Raw genomic sequence first — 18,555 nt, forward strand, 5'->3', positions numbered from 1 at the left:
CTCCCTCATTGCGCCGACCCGGTAACCGCGCGCAGTTCAGCCACCGCTTCCGGATTCACCAGCGCGGTCAGGTCGCCCGGCTCGTTGCCTTGAAAAACGGCGCGCACGACCCGGCGCATCACTTTCATATTGCGGGTTTTCGGCAAATCACTAACAAATACTACCTGCTGCGGCCGGTAGGAAGCGCCCATTCCCGTCACAACCGCGCGGGACAGTACAGCGGCGCTGTCCTCGTCGGGCGCCACGCCCGGCATGGCCACGCAGACACAGACAATCGCCGAGCCCTTGAGTGGATCGGGCACGCCGATGACTGCAGCTTCGGAAATCAGGCCGGTCGCCATGAGCAGACTTTCTATCTCGGAAGGCCCGGTACGCTTGCCCGATACTTTGATCGTGTCGTCCGACCGGCCGAGGATGAAGTAAAGGCCGTCCTCATCCTGCATCGCGAAGTCGCCATGCACCCAGATGCCCGGGATGGTGTTCCAGTAGCTTTCCAGGTAACGCGCGTCGTCCTTCCAAAGGCTCTTGGTCATGCCGATCGAGGCCTGGCGCAGCACCACCTCGCCCACCTGTCCAGGCGGCACCTGTCTGCCGGTGTCGTCGACGATGTCCGTGCCCATGCCCAGCCCGCGCCCGCCGAAGGAGCCCGGCTTCATTGGATGATGAACGGTGCCCGTGAAGATGCAGCCGCCGACCTCGGTCCCGCCCGAGACATTGATGATCGGCAGTGCCGACTTGCCCACGCGCTCGAAGAACCAGCGCCACGGTGCTTCGGTCCAGGCCTCGCCCCCCGAGCACAGGATGCGCAGCGCGGACAAATCATAACTGTCGACCTCATCGCCATGCCGCATCAGGCCGCGGATCAGCGTCGGCGAGACGCCCAGGTAAGTCACCTTATGGTCCTGGATCAGGCGCCAGAATCGCCCGGTATCGGGATAATCCGGCGTGCCCTCGGCAACCAACAGGCTGCCACCAAACATACTCGGGATGCAGGCGCACATCGCGCCGACCATCCATCCCATGTCGCTCATGAAGAAGAACCGGTCACTTTGCTTGAAGTCGCCGCAGATATGCATGTCCCTCGTCACCATCGAACCGAGAAAGCCGACATGGGTCCAGACGCAACCTTTGGGCTTGCCGGTCGTACCGGAGGTGTACAGCAGGATCGCGGGCGCCTCCGCTTCCATTTCTTCCGTGGGAAAGTCGTCGGGCTGTCCGTCGATGACCTCGCTCCACCAGCGATCGCGTCCGGCCTGCATCGGTGTCGCCAGCGTGTCCCCCATGCGTTTGAGCACGATCACGTGCTTCACATCCCTTGCCTCAAGCAGGGCTTCATCGAGCACAGGCTTGAGCGCGGCTGTGGTGCCGCGCCGCCAGGTGCCATCCGCCGTGATGACGGCCTTCGCACCGCCATCCTTCAGGCGCGTGGCCACAGGATGGGCGCCGAACCCGGAAAACAGCGGCATGAGGATGGCGCCGATCTTGATCACCGCGAAAAAAGCGACGTAGGTTTCCGGCAGATTCGGCATGAAGATGCCGACCGTGTCACCGCGGCCGATACCCAGCGCCTTGAGGCCGGCGGCAAAACGGCATACCTCGGCATCGAATTCGCGGTAACTCAGACTACGTCTTTCCTCCGACCGCTCGCCTTCCCACGTCAGGAAGGTGCGATCCCATGCCGGTGTGCCGCGGTGCTTGTCCAGGCAGTTCAGCACCAGGTTAGTGGTGCCGCCGACGCACCAGCGTGCCCAGGCAATACCGCCCGATGCATCGAGCATCTGGTCATAGTTCCGGTAGAACCGTATGCCGCAAAAGCGGAACACGTGTCCCATGAGCCATGCGGGATCGGCGTCGGCCTTCTGCACCAGGGACTCGTAGTCAGGCATGCCGGTGAGCGCGAGAAATGCGCGCAGATTGCTCTGCTCGACGAGTTGCCGGGAAGGCATCCAAGAGAATTGTCCTGTCCGTTCTTGTTTTTCCATGCTGATCATGTTCCTTCGCAGGATGCTAGCCAGGTCTTAGCGGTCAGCCACATCCTTTCGACTTCATGCCGTTGGATCTTTCCGGTGCTGCTGCGCGGAAAATCGGTCTCGACCACAAACCGTATTTCCTTGGGCTGCTTATAGCTGGCGAGGCGTTCGCTGCACCATTGCGCCAGGGCGGCGCTCGACACCTCTGGACAGCGCGGCGCAACGAATGCCACCGGGACTTCGCCCCATTTCTCGTGGCGCTGGCGAACCACGACGGCATCCATCACGTCGGGATGCGCGAGCAGCACGCGCTCGATTTCCGCCGGATAAATGTTCTCTCCTCCGGACTTGATCAAGTATTTCACCCGGTCCACGAAATCGAGCGTGCCGTCCGGCTGCCGCACGAACATGTCTCCCATGTGGAACCAGCCGCCGCGGAAATCCTCGGAATTCGTCTGGTCGGCCCGCCAGTAGCCGCTAAACAACGTCGGCCCACGGATGATGAGTTCACCGGGCATCCCGTCAGGTACGTCGTTCCCATCAGCGTCCACCAACCGGATGCGGCAAAAGCCAGATTCCCGCTTGGACAAGCTGGCGGGAATCTGGCCGATCGGCAGCATGGCGGCAGAAGCCGGCGGCAGGCCGGTTTCGGTGCTGCCAAAAGTGTTGAGGTAAGGCGCGTTCATCAGCGTGGTCAGCTCGGCGATCTGCTGCAGCGGAACCAGGTCGGCCATGGCGCCGACCATCCTGACGGACCTGATCTGGGCGTCGCGCCGCTTGATCGCGCTAATCAGGTTTTCGATCATCCCTGGCATCGCGACCAGCCAGCCGATGGGCTCGCGTTCGAGCACCGTGATCATGCGATCGACCTGCAGCCCGTCCTGCACGATTACTTTGCCGCCCAGCATCAGCGTCGCCAGGCTGAAATCGGTAGCGGCCATGTGAAAGAGCGGTGACCACGCAAGGTAATTATCGTAGCGAGTAATCCCGTAATCCGCAGCGAATGTCGCGGCGCGGGCAATCATCGCGCGGTGGCTGATCAGTGCGCCCTTTGGCAGGCCAGTAGTGCCGCTGGTATAGAGGATGACCAGTCCGTCCCCGCCCGCCACGTCGATGGCAGGCTCGCCCTCTGTGGCGTTGGCCAAGAGGGTCTCATATTCGCGCTCGATGACAACCGTACCGGGCACGCCATGATCAATGCGCGCGAGCTGCATCACATAGCGCTCGGAAACCAGGATCAGGGACGGCTCGGTCAGGCGGATGCAATGCAGCAGCTCGGCATCGGACAGCCGCCAATTCAAGCAAGGCACGATGACTCCCAGCTTGGCAGCGGCCAGCTCCAGTTCCAGGTAGGGCAGGCAGTTTTCGGAAAGGATCGCCACCCGATCGCCGTGGCGGATACCTCTTGAAAGCAGAACCTGCGCCAAGCGATTGACACGTCGGTTAAGCCCAAGGTAAGTCAGACTGCGCTCTGCACTCTCCAGGGCGATTGCATGCGGCTGAACAACCGCATGCTTGCGGACAATATCACCGACCGCGAGATCAAAAGCTGAATCGAAAGCATTCAATCCATTCTCCTTCTCCCAGCTTCCGCCATTCCTAGTCCGTTAGAGGAAGTAGACAAACCTTTGTTTGGCATGGTGATTACAGTCGTATTCCAATCCTCTATTGTTTGCAATCAGACGAACACAGTCTACCTAACGGTTGACAGGTATGCAAGCGGAAGGGTAAGCTGCTTTAACAAAGCAGCGCAATATATCTCTCCTTCGTTATCATAGGGCCGAGTTTGCGCAATGCTTTGCAGGATCAGCCTTTTTGCGTGTGTTCTAAATCCCGGCTCCGCGCTCCACGGCAGCCGTGAACGCACGTGGGAGGTTGCTATTGATTGCGTTCCGTCCATCGCGCACAGGCCTATGAATGCTGCGGCAGACTTCGTCCTCCTGATCTGCCATCTTTCCTCGTCCTGAAAGGAAGAATCGATGATGTTGAAAAACTCGCCGCTGCCTTGTCCTCTCTCGCTCTCTGTTCCATTGCAACCCAATCGCCCGTACAGGTTTCCAGCGATGTGGTGAAGACAGGGTTAGCTGTCGATCTATCCAGCCTGGATGCAAATGTTACAGGGCAAGGCGTGATCCACTCCGTAAGACGGGCGAATGTCGACATGGGAGGATCCGTCGATACCAAGAAGATCGAACTGGTTTTTGCGGATTACCAGAACGAGGCCGACGTCGCGGCGAATAAGGCCAGGGAATGAGTAGAACGACCAAGGCCGAATCTAATTGCGCGCTCTGGAAATAGCCGGAACCACCCGCCCGATGGCTTTATTGTAGATGATCGGACGGAGTACCCGCAGCAGACGGCGCACAATTGACCACATGTGACCATTCAGGATAGAAGGGCGCCATGCAGACAGATGACATCTCCATCGTTGCTCTGGGCTTATATTCTAAATACCTGCCGTCGGCAGGAGACTCAAGACCGTCGGGCGGACGTGCAGGACCGACATTTGCATTTTCCTTAATACTATTCACATGACTGAAGTGTTGTCCACTGCTCTGCGGTTCGTGAACAATGAATCGGACATCAAAGGATTGCTCGTATCGGGTTCCTTTGTGTATGGCATTGCCGAAAGCCTGCTGGCGCAATCGACCACGATAAAGACCGAGTATGATTTCCTGAACATAAAACTGACTGTCCACAGCACGGTCCCCTGTTCCCGTGTAATACAGAGCATGTCGAATACAAAGTCGTCGAAGCCCGGCCGTCGCAAAGCCGGTCCGCCTGGGGCCTGGTGCACACCCTCAACTAAGTGGTCAGGCAGTATGGCAACGCTACACCGACCTACAGCCGGCTTCGCATGATCAAATGCAGAACCGAACCTGGTTGACACCCTCATTCCGGTGGCTAGCCGGATGACACTATTGACTACACTATCGGACCGTTTGAAACTTTGCATCAATCGTACCAATGGCATCACGAAGGCTACCGAATCATGAAATCGACTGGAGGAGGCAACATGAAAGGCTTGAAAGATAAGGTTGTAATCGTTACAGGCGGCGCGGGCGGCATAGGCACGGCCATATGCAAGCGTTTTGCGGCCGAGGGCTCCGCAGTCGCTATCTTCGATCTGAACCGTGCAGCGGCCGACAAGCTTGCCGACGAACTGCGCGGCGGCGGAGCAAGGGCATCCAGCCATGGCTTCGATATCAGCGATCATGCGGCAGTCGCCGCCGAGGTCGCTCGCGCCGAGTCGGAACTTGGCCCGATCGATGTGCTGGTTAACAATGCCGGATGGGACCATGCAGCCCGTTTCATCGATACCACGCCTGAATTGTGGCAGAAACTAATTGCCATCAATCTCGTCGGCCCACTCAACCTGCACCACGCCGTGGTCAAGGGCATGGCGACGCGCGGGCGAGGACGGATCGTCAATGTGGCATCAGATGCCGGCCGGGTTGGGTCTTCGGGCGAGTCGGTGTACTCTGCTTGCAAGGGCGGAATCATTTCGTTTTCCAAAACGCTGGCACGTGAGCTGGCGAGAAAGCGCATCAACGTCAATGTCGTCTGCCCTGGCCCGACCGATACCGCTCTGTTCCGTGACTTTGCCGGCGAGGGCGAGAGCGGAGAAAAGTTGCGCAGCGCACTAGAAAAGGCGATCCCCTTCGGCCGGCTCGGGCAGCCGGAGGATGTGGTCGGTGCCATTTGTTTCCTGGCTTCCGATGACGCCGCTTTCATCACCGGTCAGGTGCTGTCTGCATCCGGAGGTCTGACCATGGCTGGCTGATGGGAGGTATACGGTACGTAACTCCGGCTATGTACCAGCGCGCGTAGCAGTCTCGCGTGACCTTGCCCTGGCGTGTCATCAATTGACAAGACGTTATGGATTACGGGACGACCAGTGGGAACCGAACAAGGATTGGCTGCCCGGTCGAGACGGCGTTTGCCATACTGGACGCTCCGGTGCTGCTGCCGCTGCCGATGCAGCACTACGAGATGGCGCGCTTCAAGACCGTGAAGGTCAACATCGACTACCACGTCGAGATCGAGGCTCATCGCTACAGCATGCCGCATGCATTGGTCGGGCAGGAACTCGATGCGCGCATCACCGGCCATGCAGTGGAACTGCCGCATCGCGGCCAGCGTGTCGCCTGCCACGCCCGTAGCGAACGGCGCGGTGCGTTCACCACCGTGCCCGAGCACATGCCAGCAGCGCACCGCGCTCATCTGGAATGGACCCCGCAGCGCCTGATCGACTGGGGGGAGTGTATCGGCATGGCCACCGGCGCCATCGTCACGCGGCCGCTGTCGGCCAACAAGCACCCGGAACACGGCTACCGTGCCTGTCTAAGCCTGCTGTCGCTGGCCAAGCGCTACGGCGAACCACGGGTGGAAGCAGCGTGCACGGTCGCGTTGTCGATTGGTGCTTGCTGCTATCGCAACGTACGCGACATCCTGGCCAACAAGCGCGACCAGGTCGCTCCTGGCGCGGCGGGCGACTGGGTTAGTCCGGACCATCCGGATGTGCGCGGCGCCGGTTATTACCAATAACGTGAAGGACATCCCATGATGATGCATACGACCATGGCGCAATTGCGCACCCTGAAATTGGATGGCCTGCCCAGTGCGCTTGAGGAGCAGCTACGCCAGCCCGGGGCGGCCGCCATGAGCTTCGAGGAACGTCTGATCTTGCTGGTGGATCGGGAAGTCCATTACCGAAACGACCGCAGACAGGAACGCCTGCTCAAGCAAGCAAAACTGAAGTATCCCCAGGCGGCCATCGAAGACTTGTACGCACGTACAGCGCGCGGTATCGATCGCCGCACGGTCATGAGCGTGGCGTTGGGCGACTGGGTAACGGCGGGCCACAGCATTCTGATCAGCGGTCCGACCGGCGCCGGGAAATCGTGGCTGGCTTGCGCGCTGACACAGTACGCGTGTCGGCGCGGGCACTCGGCGCTGTACCAGCGGATGCCACGTCTGCCGGAAGAATTGCGGATGCGGCATGGCAGCGGTGCCTTCGGCAGATGGTTGATCCAACTTGCCAAAACCGACGTCCTTGTATTGGGCGATTGGGGTATGGGCGCACTCGACAGTAGCGTGCGCTCGGACCTGCTGGAGATCATTGATGGCCGGGCCGCAAACAAGGCCACGATCATTACCAGCCAGATTACGATCGAGCACTGGCACGCCTGGATTGGGGACGCCACCATCGCCGATGCGATATTGGACCGCGTCATGCAACGCCATCAGCGATTCACACTGACCGGTGACTCGCTACGGCAATCGAAGCCAATAGCTGTGAAGGACGCTGCATAGCCAGCATGGTGGCGCTAGACCGACTTACCCACGGCGGCGAACGTTCATGGTCTTTACACTGACCACGCCCGCCGCCGTGGATAAGTCTGCATCGTCAGACCAGCAAAAGCCGCCCCGTAGTTCATAAAAAAGGAGGAATAATGGACGCATCGTGACCGCACCCCTTACAATTTGAGCACGCAACACCGCTCTACTGCGCAGTGGTCATGTTCAGCCGAAATAGCCGGTTATCTTCGCCGAAATACGCATTAGGTTGAATGTCGAAGTTTAGGTAGTCAATGGTGCCTTCTGAGAACGCTTTTCCTGATGTTATTATGGTTTCTAAACGCGGGAAAATAGGAGTAATGCATAGAACTGGCTTTGACAGAATCTGTCACCCTGTAAAATCAATGGTTTAGGTGATACATAACGCACCATCGACTTATCAAAGTCCCGACTAATCGCACTCCGCTTGGCTAGCTGATGTCACAAGCTTACGATTGATTTCACAGCCGGTCCTTATTGATGGTTCTACTGCTTGCCACACTTGCAGCATGACCGTGCCTGGGTGAAGCACTACATGCGTTTCACGCTGTCGGCTTTAGTCTGATCCTTGATGGCGTGGTGTTGACAGGTATGCAGAATGTCGAACTTCCTATGGCAATCTTTTTCTCTGGGCTTCCGACATTGATTGACAAGGGATCGCTGATCTCGACGAGCCAGCCGACAGGATTAAATGCGACCTGGTTCACGGACGCAGCGGGACAAAAACATCTACTGGCAGTCCACTATCACGCAATCATGCATCGCAAGATAAAGGTGGCGTCTTCTGGCGGCGGCGCTCGCGCTCTGCAGACGCAGTAGACACGCCTTTTATTACACAGAAACCCACGTGCAGGTTATGGATCTGCAATTGTGTCGCCGGGTATGGAGCGTTACCAACCTAATCGAATTGCTTTATCAAGCGGTAGCATCGAGCGCTATCACAGCACCCAAAAGTACTGCCGCCCCGATCCGCGCTGTAGGTTTGCCCCAATTTCCAGATGAGCGTCAAGGTGGCTTTTGCTTAACTCAAATCTCGCTGGAACTGGCTATGCAAGGGCTTTTATTGGTCTATAACGAAGACGTATGTTTAAGGAGTGCCAAGGATCGAACGTCCACGCCTCGGTTTTGTTGTGGCGCGCCTGCCTAACGTGCGGCATGCGAATGCCTAGCAGCCCAAGCAGAATTGCCAGAGGCGGCAATCATCATAATTAAATGACGATGGTTACAAAGATCAATCAAACGGTGGTCGAAGACATCTGGCGGCGAACTGAGGGTGATGCTCGTCTGCCAAACACGGTTCTGCAAAACGCAGACCAGCTAGTGCTGTGCTCGGTTGTCATCCGATGCCTCCGCTTCAGCGCCGCCCTCGCCACCTTGCTTGACGAGCACCATGGCGACGTAAACGATATCGCCATGTTAGAAAAAGAGCTGCCCTGGATCGACGGGTGCATCGCACATTTTCCTCATTTCCGGAATTTGCCAGCCACAGACCTGATTCGCAGCTGGATAGCGCGGTCCACGATGCTTCATCTGATCGAAGAAGGCAGGAAGAACACCGCCAATCAGTGCCCCGGACAACTGTAGGATTCTCGCATGCTGATCCAATCATTCACCCGAAACACGCGCGGCCGCGACCTTATCGTCGGTGATGTCCACGGCTGCTTTAGCGCGCTGCAAGCGCATCTGGATGTGCTCGGCTTCGACCCGGAGGTCGAAAGGCTGTTCTGTACCGGTGATCTCGTTGACCGCGGCGCTGAGTCCGACTTGGCAAAAGAATGGCTTTCCAACAAGCCTTGGTTTTACACGGTGCGCGGCAATCACGAGGCAATGTGCATTGACGTCTTCGACGGCGAAATGGAACCGTCGGTTCACGCGTGGAATGGTGGCGACTGGTTCGTCGGCATGACGCGGACCGAGCAGGCAGAATTTGTCGCGCTGTTTCGTAACTTGCCGATTGCACTTGAGCTTGAAACGTCTTCTGGCACGGTTGGCATCGTGCATGCGGAATGTCCAGTCGCCGACTGGAACGACTTACCGATCGCATTCGAGCATGAAAACGCGGACGCCTACATTGCCGCGTGCCTGTGGTCACGCAGCCGCTACGATAGCAAGTGCGTGCGGCCGGTGGAAAACGTGCGCGCGGTCGTGGTTGGTCATTACTCGCTCGACAGGTGGACGACATTGGGGAATCACCTTTACATCGACACTGGTGCTGTCTATGACGGACGGTTCACTGTCCTTGACGCGGAAACCTTGCGCCCTGCCCGTTCGAAAGCCTGGGTGTACTGACGGCGCGTCGAAGGCCTAACCAAGTCAATAATTTTGAGGCAGAAGTTAAAATTCTCACTATACCCACACCCGCACTGCTGCTCTAACCAGCGCTTGCTCAATTGCCGTTCAAATTGCATCGCGCTCGGTTCTGCCTTCTGTAAGAACCTCGTGACGTGCTGCCCCTTCATGGGCGGAAAAGCAGGCTGGTTCGCCGCGTTTCGTTATTGCTGTTTTGGTACAAATGCGATCTGCAGCCCGAGCGCGTTGACGACTTTTAGGACAGTATCTACCTCGGGATTCCCATGATCGGATAACGATTTGTACAGGCTCTCGCGCCCGACGCCGATCTCGCGGGCGATTTTAGTCATGCCCTTCGCGCGGGCAACCTGACCGAGACCGGCAATAAATGCTTGCGGATCGCCTTGTCCCGCCAGCCGTTCGAGATAAGCCGCAACGTCCTGATGACTTTCAAGCCGCACTTCCGGCGACGGAGCGCTTTCCTTATTCGCTTTGCTCATTGGCACCATCCTCCTCCAACGTGTCAAAGTCCTCTCCGACCTGTCCTGCGTAAATTGAATACAGCAGTTCGGAGAATTCGTGGTGCTCAAGCGTTCCTTCGGCCACATCAACCATCATGTCTTCGAGTTTCTCGTCACGGTCAATGTCGATGCCTTGGATCGACAGATAGGCCAAGGCCGTAACCAGTGCGGTACGCTTGTTTGCATCCACAAAAACATGTCCACGCCCGATAGCGACGGCATACATGGCTGCGATATCGAACACGTCCTCCATGCCTTCGTACACCACCTTATTGGTCACGCGCCCCAGCGCGCCTTCCAGTCTGCCGGGGCCATAGTCCCCCGACAGACCTTCCTCGGTCGAAAGGATCAGATCGTGAATCTCGATGACCTTTTCAGCGAGGATTAATGACTCGATCATCGCTTGGCGAGCGCCTTGATCACATCAGCATGCGTGACGAGCACGCGTCGCACCGCACTACGGATCACTCGCGATCCTTCTTTATTTGCGAGCGACACCTGGATGGCGCGTTGCACCGTCTTTTTCGGCACGACTTTGACGCCGTAGGTTTTTTTGGGCTTTTCCATAGTCATCTCCGAATACTTACGCTATGCGTTAATTGTATTCCAAAGGATACATGGACACAACCAAGATACTCAAGCCCGCTTGTTATCATTCATCGCAAATCCTGCTGTTATTTATGGGAATCCTTTGATGCTTTCGAAAAAGAGATTTGCAATCAAGCATTTACAATGAGATTTGAACGATGGGGATTGCCGAATTTCATAGCGCCATCCGCGTGTGCGTTCTCCTATTTTTGCCGACCGAGCCGCCTCATGGCGGCTAACGATTGCGGCAGAGCCGCCTGCGGTTAGTACGGATCGGCCAGCGGTTCGGATCATTGGTCCTTCGTGACACGGCAAGCTGCTCTCGTCCTGAGCGTCTAACCCATTTTCACGCTACGCTCACAATGAAGAAGGTCATCTCGCTTGATCGGCGACGCCAGTGTCGCTAAGCGTTATTCGATTTGCGTGAATTATCGGCACCGCGTGGCGAGTACTCGGTCTAGTCCGTCTTCATTGACGCGCCAAAACGCGGCAGGCTTGAATCACGCTACTGGAACGACGAACTAAGACGCTTCCGCGACATATAGGTTGGGAAACCGCCCCGCCCATGTTATGGAACAGTCCCATGCGATGCTTGGGAGTGACGAGCGTGCTTCCATACCATGTACTTGGACAAACGTGGTTACCTCACTTACACCATCGCAGTCGGCGCCACACCACAAGGACACGATCGTGCATGTGTTGTTTGACAGCCACCAAGCTCGCGACCAGTCAGGTCGACTCTGACCTTCGTTCGATGCCGGCTCTAGCTGCGACTGCTCTTCTGTTCCGTACGACCGGTCGAACTCATGTAATGGGGAAGGGAACGCCTTACAACAAAACCTGATGCAATCACTTCAGTAGCTGAGGCCGTGCGGCAAGATTCGCGCTTTGGGAAATCGCTTGAAAGGTCATTACGTGATCCGGTTGTGGTTCACCGCTTTCCTTGGCACCGCCCTGCTCTACTCGACTATCTGTTTAATCTCTACATCGGCGCGACTAATGCGCCGCGATAATTCGACGCATGTAGGTCTACTCATGACAATCAGCAACATAATCACAAGGGCCGCCGATGCTAAGTCAACGAAATTGGAGGGTCTAAAGGATGCGCTACAAAAGGTCAGGATAAAGACGGGAAGCAGGCGCAAAAATCGTTCGATACCAATGCTGCGATGCGAACTGACACGGCGCTCCCAAGCAGAATCCGAATTACCGCCATCGTCTCTAGTAGCTTTGTGGCAGACGCATTCGCTCATTGTGCCGGCGTCGATTACGACCTGCTGCGAGAAACACCGAGCATCCTGGTCGAACTTCAAAACATCTATGTGCCTTTGTCGACGGCGCCGAAGAGATAATGGAGCACGCTAGGCGAATGCAAGCCGATGCGGCGACCACCCAATGTTTTACCAGACTCATCGGCAAGGAGAGGCCATGAAGCGCCGCTCGTTGAGCGGATATCAACAGCGCTGTCCTGTCGCTACGGCGGGGGTGCATTAAATCAAAGGTGCGGGAGACCATGGCTGATGAAGTTAACCGCGCCATTGATTACGCTCGGATGGCCGTATCGAAGACGCTTACTCACATCAGAGCGCGTAGGTAACTACCCCGATGGCATTCTGCTGCTCTTGTGTAAAAAAGGTGGGAGCTACGAACGTATTCTGCGTTCCTGACTTCAGCCAGGACGATGATGGGTGCAAGAAGCCAAGCAATGCAGTGATCAGAAATATTAGACTCTAATATTTTAGAAGTTTGATTATTAGACTCTAATAACGGCGCCCATTTCATACTGATAAAAGTTATGTCTTACCGCCCCGTGGAACAATTGAAATCTTTTTCGATTACTTACTGACCGAAATAAGTCATTGTAAATATTCAGCTTTTTTAGCTTTTTTTCAGAGTCTCAGCAATTGTTTCACGCTACTCTGATCACTCCGACACGCGAACACGCGAACACGCGGGGTAATCTCGCGGAAAAATTGCGTTTGCAGCTAAGCTGTTGATTTATAGGAGCTTGGCCAGAACGTGCATGCGTTCAATACCGCATACAAACATCACGCACTTGGATTTTGCCCCGGTTTTCGTTCTTAACCTATTGATTTCAAAACGTTCTTTCCCGATCGGAAATGAACTTGTTGTAACCGACGGTGCAACATTAAATGCTATCACCGTGATAATTTTTCAACGGGATGCCGTTATTAGACTCTAATATCTTAACCGCAGGTGATATTAGGGTCTAATAACCTTCTGAGTAAGGATCCCATGCGCTAGTAGAAACAAATATTAGACTCTAATATTTACCGGCGGGCTTCCTGCGTTACGGTTGTCATCGAGGCCTGCCATTGTTTTTATGTGCCTGTCAGCGCTCGATACCCAATTTGATCAATCGCACTTGCTGGTCAATCAATACCTGCATCGCAGCCACGCAAAAATGCCTGATCGGCATGACATTCGAAAAGCGTCCGAAGTTATGGCGCCCGGTGACTTGTACCAAATCATGTTAGAGGCAGTCGGCCTACTCTATCCTGCCACCGCGCTCAGCGATGATTACTTTGCCATAAACGACCCTAAGATACTTCGCTTGGACAACGCGCAGCGCGTTGCCGGCCGCCTTGGCTGCATCCTTAGCATACTTACGTAAAAGCTCTGGGTTAAGGCGCCAGCCCTGTCCACCACGTGGACCGGAACCTGGTTCGAGGATCAGGTCGGCGCAGACCCGGTCCCGCATCGTCCGTGCCTACTCACGGTCTCGCCAACGGAATGACGAGGTGCCGTAGTTATGCCATACATCGCGGACGGTAAAGCGGCCATCTTTGAAGGCGTCCCAGAAAATCAGTTCGTGATTGGTCACCGCCATGAGTTGAAATTAACTGGTGAAGGGGAGGGCGGCGAGGTATGTTTCCATCCCGATCGCTTGACTTGCCGGCGGGACCCAACGATCTTCAACTAACCGGTAGCAACGTGCATGGTGCTGCTTTGCCGCAGCCTCAACCAATCGTTCGGCCTCTTCCAAACCCGAAATGGTGGGCAAACGTGTTCCTCCCCGCCGGCTCGTCAAGCTTCGCCAAGTATGCAACACGACCACATCACCCAGCAAATCGGTGTAGACCTTGACCGCGTAAAAGCGGTGGTCTGACTCCCTTTGGACCAAGCGTAGCATTAATGTCTCCTCGTGCGGTTATCACACACCCTTCGCCGCATTCGCCGCTTTCATGGCCGCCACCTGAGCTATCAGTTCAGCGACGTAAGGACGGCCCCTAAGCTTTTCCGCGGGGACTTCGGTCGGTATTGTTTTCACTCTCGGTGAGGGCTTCGCGCCGCGCAGGGCCAGACAATCGGCCGGCCTTGCAACCTTGCTGGCAGTAAGCTGCTTAGCAACTTCTGTAAGCTCATAATCCGGGTCGACCTCGCTTGGCCGAACCGGGGCAGGGGCGGCATCTGATGCTCTGATTTCGGTCAGCTTGCCGGCCTCAAGGTCAGCGTACAACCTTCTGCGATCCTCTAAGACAACAGCTTTCGTATCAAGCCCGATGTGCTTGACGATGTCGCCAAGCATCATGCTGCTGAACTCGATAACGAACATGGTGCCGTCTGGTTCGACTCCTGAGAACTTGCGCCCTTTGTAGCGCTGCTCCAGCTCCCGAACGTTTTGGATCGCTTTCTGTTCGACCTTACGCACGACGGCTTTGCTGAGCTTCCTCCTGAAATCCATGGATTTGCCCGTTTTTGCAAAGTATTTTTTCGCGCCTTCAAGCGTCGTAATCATGTACCCGAAGAACTGCTTGCCTCGGTAGGTTTCGTTATGGATGGCAAACTCGCGAGCATAGGCAAACGCGTCAAAGAGATTCACGTCGGCCCTACTGTAGATCCCCCTAAGCGTAAGGACCATCTTTGGCTCGACATTGAACACCGTTACCATATCGGCTAGCTCAGAAATCTTTGCGACGGCCTCCTCTGGGGTGTCGTTGTAGCCTTGCTCTTGAGAAAGTTTTCTGAGATCTTTTAGAATAAAAGTACGGTCTGTATACACCAAGTAGCGAGCTTGCTCCATGGCGGCCTCCGCGGCGGTCAAGGGCGCGCGACTAGGCGTTTCAGAAGCATAGTTTTCCTGATGATGTTCAGACTCTGCAGAGGTTTCCGTGGGTGCTGGAGGCGTGGCGGTGCGCGGGTGTGACGCAAGATGCGCAGTCAACGCAGCGTCGCCTTTTGCCGTCATGTCCTGCTCCAGCTCCGCCTGCAATTCAGCATGCAGGTTGGACGGCGGGATGCCTACAGATTCATCCTCAACCATCCGCGCGTACTCCCGGGCTTGCTCAACGACGATCTGCCCTGCGTGAGTCATGTCATCCATCTGAGCCAGGCGAGCCTTTTTTTTCTGACCGGAGTAGGGCAGGCCGACGAGCTCGCAGGTCTCTTTGCTTAACTTGGCGTAGTAATGGGAGAACTGCCCTCGGTTCTTGCGACGCTCCAGAAAACTGAAAACGCCGTTCGCTAACGCATCTTGCCGCACGCGATTGATCGTCCAGCGACTCACGTCCAACGTTGTTGCAATTCTATCAACTCCAAACCAGAGTTCCTTCGTCGCGTCGTTCTTGTCAGCACGGCTTATCATTTCCGCAAGAAAACGCTTGTAAATTTCCGGTGCGAACGTCAGCTCCGCGCAAACAAAAACGCGGTGAATCGCCCGGAAAATATTGGGCGGCAGATGCCAGTATGCGTCCAGCAAGGACCGTAGCGTCTGCTCATTGTAAGTTTTAGGCACAGCTTCCCCCGATGCGCGCGATTTTTAAGTCGCGAACTTCTTGACAGGGGTGCGTGAGGGAAGTAGAGTGAGAAGTGTCGAAGTTCTCTGGACTCTGCCTCTCTCAAGGCACCAGACAAGTTGTAGGTAGTACCCCACCTAAACACGCAGCGGCCCCACTTTGGCGAGTGGGGCCTTTGCGTTTCTAGGCGGTCTAAAATGTTATGGGTCCATAATATTAGAGCCTAATAATGTTGGAAAAATCGGGGCTATTAGAGTCTAATAATCCCGAAATCACATTAAGAATCACTAGTAAGCTGTTGATTCTTTGGGTTTTCTTCCTTTTCCCGTACCGCTTTTTGCAAAGCGTCACGGATAATCCGTTCGACTTCTTCCACATCCAACCGTTTGTCTTCGCACTTCACCAGGATCGTGCGATCTTTGGGTTTGGCATGCGTCGAAAAAACGGCAGCTCCCGCGTCGCTGATAACAAGTCTTGGCGTTGAGCTTGTCGTGACAGCGGGCCCGGCAGGCGGGGGGGTAATCAAAAATTCTACCGAGCTACGTAACTGTTGTTGCAATAATTTGCCGTCAACAATGTCGCTTACAACGGTGAGTAAGGCTTTTTCTCCAAGCTCACCCGGATATTTCTTCAACAGCTCCCGCGCTACCTTAGCGGTCCCGCTGCTAAAACGCTTTGGATTGCGCGCAATTACGGCTTGAATCGATGCCGGCAGTTCCAGCATGTTTAAGCACAGAGACACGGTCGCCTGGCTGACGCCCAAAATTGCGATCATCTGCATTTGCTTCAGGCCGGCGGCGGCGAGCTTTTGTAAAGCAAGGGCGCGCTCGTAATCTGTCAGGTTGACACGGTTCTCGTTCTCCGTGATCGTGTCGAGCAAGGCATCATGCGCGTCTCGAATATGTACGTACGCGGGGATGGTTTTCTTGCCCGTTTTCTTGCTCGCCTCAATTGCAGCGGCAAAGCGACGATGGCCGGCGAGAATTTCGAAACGACCCGATTCAAGGATCCGAACCGAGATTGGAAAGCGAACGCCGGTCATGGCAATACTCTCCGTCAACGCCTTCAATTCCTCGTCATCCGAGTAGACGCGCGGCTGGTTCGGACTCACGTCAATCATATCCAGCTGCAACTCGACGGCCTGCGTGCCTTGCGGCGGTGCTGGCTCGTTCGCTGCGGCCGAGGGTGATTGCACAATAGCTGCAGCGGCGGGCGCGGGAGGCACAACGACATCCTCCGGCGCCGGCGAGACCGCTTGTACCGCCTGTTGAATCAGGCTTGGAGTAGCATTCTCCGGTGGTTTGACCGTGCCGGAATTGATCATCCCGGAGAACTTGAATCCTGGCTTTGTCATGCTGCGATCCTCATTCCAAGAACTGCTTCCGCTTGGTGCCCGGCGAGGCGTATGTCAAACACCTTGACCAGCTCGCGGGCCAGATCAAGAACGTCACGGCTGCCAGGGGCACCAAGATCATTCTCAAACAACGGCCCGCAGTGCTCTGGATCGTCCTTGTTTTCCTTGAGAAAGCCGACATGCTGGCGAACGATTACGTCGCTGAGCATGCCTTGGCATTTGCTCGCAATCGTGCTCAGCAATTCCACGTGGGGTTTCTTTGTCTGGTCAAAGCGGTTGACCACAACGTGAGTGCCGAGCGGGCCGATCGCCCGATTCGGGAAGTTGTAGTTGATCTCCGCGATCGAGCTCGCCAGCACATCAAGAGCAGCTACTGGCTTGGGTTCGGGCGTGACGACCGAAAGCAGCTTTTTCGATGCCATCATGAAACTTGTGGTGAGAAACGAGGCGCCGGGTGCCGAGTCAATGATGATTACGTCATATTGACTAAAAAACTCGGTTTCCGCGTCCAGTAACCGCTGAAATGCATATTCCCGCGACATTGCATTGAGCAACCAGTTCTCGTTTTCCATGGTAATGTCGGCGGCAACGAGATCCAGCATGCCATCGGGGTAAATCGGAATGATGGCATTCTGAATGCCTGACGGGCCTTTGCCGACCCGGCTCATCACTTCCGAGATATGCGTGATCTTCTGGGTGGTCCAGTCCACGCCGAACACATCAGTGGCTGACGATTGCGGGTCGCCGTCGATAAACAGGCAGCGATACCCCAAGTGGGCGAGACAGACCGCAAGGTTTGTAGCTAAGGTGGTCTTGCCGACGCCGCCCTTGGACATCCTGACGTTAATGACCGGAGGCATACCCGGATAGGCAACAGCGCCCGCCAGAGAGAGCAAGTACAGCCGGATCAGACGAATTTCAGCCGGAGTGTAATCACGGTGCTGATACGGCTTCTCCGGGGTTTTGTCACCGCCAAGAACCTTGTTGCAGCGGTCGCGGAAAACCTTGGGAGTGCCATCGAATCCCGTCAGCGCTATCGCGTGACGGGGTTTTATTTTCGGAACCTTTCTGGCGGTACTCATTGCTTCTCCCAAGTGGTGAACTTCTATATAACAGTGTACCAACCTTTAGAACTTTTTGAGCACCGTCGGTAGAAAAAAGTGCCGTTTCATTTAAATTTTCCTAGGATTTTTTATCTTCCGGTCCGTGATGCGAATGACGTTTTCTTGGGTATCGCCGCCGGTTTTCCGTTAATTCCTTGAAAAGCAGGCTTGTATCCCCATTATTTCGATATCAAAATATCAACCTATCGCGTTTTACACGTCCTAGAGTCTTGCGGTAAGTGAGCACCCAAATGCCAAGTCGTCCTAGCAGCCGCCGTGCTTGGCGAACGGCCCAAACAATGAATGCATAACTCCTCCGCAGGAATTCCGCCAACGCAGCAGCACCCATCGAGCCGGTGGTCACGATCGCGGCGATGATTGCGTCTCGCGTTGGGGGTGTTGCGTAATATCAACATGATCATATCCGTTGAGATTACTTCTCTGACACTTATGATCATACCCAACCGGAACGCTGTGCTGACAGTATTTGCCCACCGGATCGCAGATTAGAAATGGTATGGACGCCGCCTTCTAGAATTAACGAGGCTTAAGGACATGGAGGTTGGAGGGACTCCTGCGCCGACGGCATCGATGTGCCAAAGTGGAAGTGTTGACCAACCACTTGAGGCGAGG

The 18,555-nt window shown here is 55.7% G+C and carries 13 protein-coding genes and 1 pseudogene; 6 read left to right on the forward strand and 8 right to left on the reverse strand.

Annotated features, from left to right (window positions below):
- Positions 1-5 precede the first annotated feature (5 nt).
- Both FH061_RS23220 and FH061_RS23225 read right to left on the reverse strand, forming a co-directional pair.
- A complete protein-coding gene (locus FH061_RS23220; protein WP_225984831.1) occupies positions 6-1,946 on the reverse strand; it encodes an AMP-binding protein in 1,941 nt (646 codons plus the stop codon).
- Between the two features lie 41 nt (positions 1,947-1,987).
- Positions 1,988-3,538, reverse strand: coding sequence for a class I adenylate-forming enzyme family protein (locus FH061_RS23225; RefSeq protein ID WP_151638214.1), 1,551 nt, complete (start codon positions 3,536-3,538; stop codon positions 1,988-1,990).
- A 317-nt stretch (positions 3,539-3,855) separates the two neighbouring features.
- Here FH061_RS23225 and FH061_RS23230 point away from each other — a divergent pair, with 317 nt between their 5' ends.
- From FH061_RS23230 to FH061_RS23260, 6 genes and pseudogenes are all read left to right on the forward strand, one after another.
- Positions 3,856-4,224: a hypothetical protein gene (locus FH061_RS23230; protein ID WP_151638215.1), complete on the forward strand. Its 369-nt coding sequence runs from the start codon at positions 3,856-3,858 to the stop codon at positions 4,222-4,224.
- A 762-nt stretch (positions 4,225-4,986) separates the two neighbouring features.
- Positions 4,987-5,754 (forward strand): glucose 1-dehydrogenase, encoded by a 768-nt coding sequence (locus FH061_RS23240; RefSeq protein ID WP_151638216.1) that lies wholly within the window; start codon positions 4,987-4,989, stop codon positions 5,752-5,754.
- Positions 5,755-5,909: 155 nt separating this feature from the next.
- Positions 5,910-6,518: pseudogene (locus FH061_RS23245) on the forward strand (Mu transposase domain-containing protein); the annotation flags it as partial.
- 15 nt (positions 6,519-6,533) lie between these two features.
- Entirely contained in the window at positions 6,534-7,286 is a 753-nt protein-coding gene (istB, locus tag FH061_RS23250; RefSeq protein ID WP_151638218.1) for an IS21-like element helper ATPase IstB, read from the forward strand.
- Between the two features lie 1,236 nt (positions 7,287-8,522).
- The gene (locus FH061_RS23255; RefSeq protein WP_151638219.1) at positions 8,523-8,894 is read left to right on the forward strand and encodes a hypothetical protein; all 372 of its coding nucleotides are present in this window, start codon (positions 8,523-8,525) and stop codon (positions 8,892-8,894) included.
- A gap of 9 nt (positions 8,895-8,903) precedes the next feature.
- Positions 8,904-9,599 carry a metallophosphoesterase gene (locus tag FH061_RS23260; protein ID WP_151638220.1) on the forward strand — a complete coding sequence of 232 codons (696 nt, stop codon included), beginning with the start codon at positions 8,904-8,906 and terminating at the stop codon, positions 9,597-9,599.
- Positions 9,600-9,802: 203 nt separating this feature from the next.
- Here the strand turns inward: FH061_RS23260 and FH061_RS23265 are convergent, their stop codons facing one another.
- The 6 genes from FH061_RS23265 to FH061_RS23285 form a co-directional block, all read right to left on the reverse strand.
- Positions 9,803-10,099 carry an addiction module antidote protein gene (locus FH061_RS23265; RefSeq protein ID WP_151638221.1) on the reverse strand — a complete coding sequence of 99 codons (297 nt, stop codon included), beginning with the start codon at positions 10,097-10,099 and terminating at the stop codon, positions 9,803-9,805.
- Positions 10,083-10,520, reverse strand: coding sequence for a type II toxin-antitoxin system death-on-curing family toxin (locus tag FH061_RS23270; RefSeq protein ID WP_151638222.1), 438 nt, complete (start codon positions 10,518-10,520; stop codon positions 10,083-10,085). Before FH061_RS23270 ends, FH061_RS23265 begins: the two co-directional genes overlap by 17 nt.
- The gene (locus FH061_RS30665; protein ID WP_192805215.1) at positions 10,517-10,687 is read right to left on the reverse strand and encodes a hypothetical protein; all 171 of its coding nucleotides are present in this window, start codon (positions 10,685-10,687) and stop codon (positions 10,517-10,519) included. Before FH061_RS30665 ends, FH061_RS23270 begins: the two co-directional genes overlap by 4 nt.
- Positions 10,688-13,883: 3,196 nt before the next feature.
- The gene (locus FH061_RS23275; protein WP_151638223.1) at positions 13,884-15,428 is read right to left on the reverse strand and encodes a hypothetical protein; all 1,545 of its coding nucleotides are present in this window, start codon (positions 15,426-15,428) and stop codon (positions 13,884-13,886) included.
- Between the two features lie 314 nt (positions 15,429-15,742).
- The gene (locus FH061_RS23280) at positions 15,743-16,819 is read right to left on the reverse strand and encodes a ParB/RepB/Spo0J family partition protein (RefSeq protein WP_151638224.1); all 1,077 of its coding nucleotides are present in this window, start codon (positions 16,817-16,819) and stop codon (positions 15,743-15,745) included.
- Positions 16,816-17,901 (reverse strand): ParA family protein, encoded by a 1,086-nt coding sequence (locus FH061_RS23285; protein ID WP_151638225.1) that lies wholly within the window; start codon positions 17,899-17,901, stop codon positions 16,816-16,818. The genes FH061_RS23280 and FH061_RS23285 overlap by 4 nt, the downstream gene beginning before the upstream one ends.
- Between the last annotated feature and the right edge of the window lie 654 nt (positions 17,902-18,555).

Origin of the sequence: Noviherbaspirillum aerium, from assembly GCF_008929045.1 — a bacterium.
Classification (GTDB): domain Bacteria; phylum Pseudomonadota; class Gammaproteobacteria; order Burkholderiales; family Burkholderiaceae_D; genus Noviherbaspirillum; species Noviherbaspirillum aerium.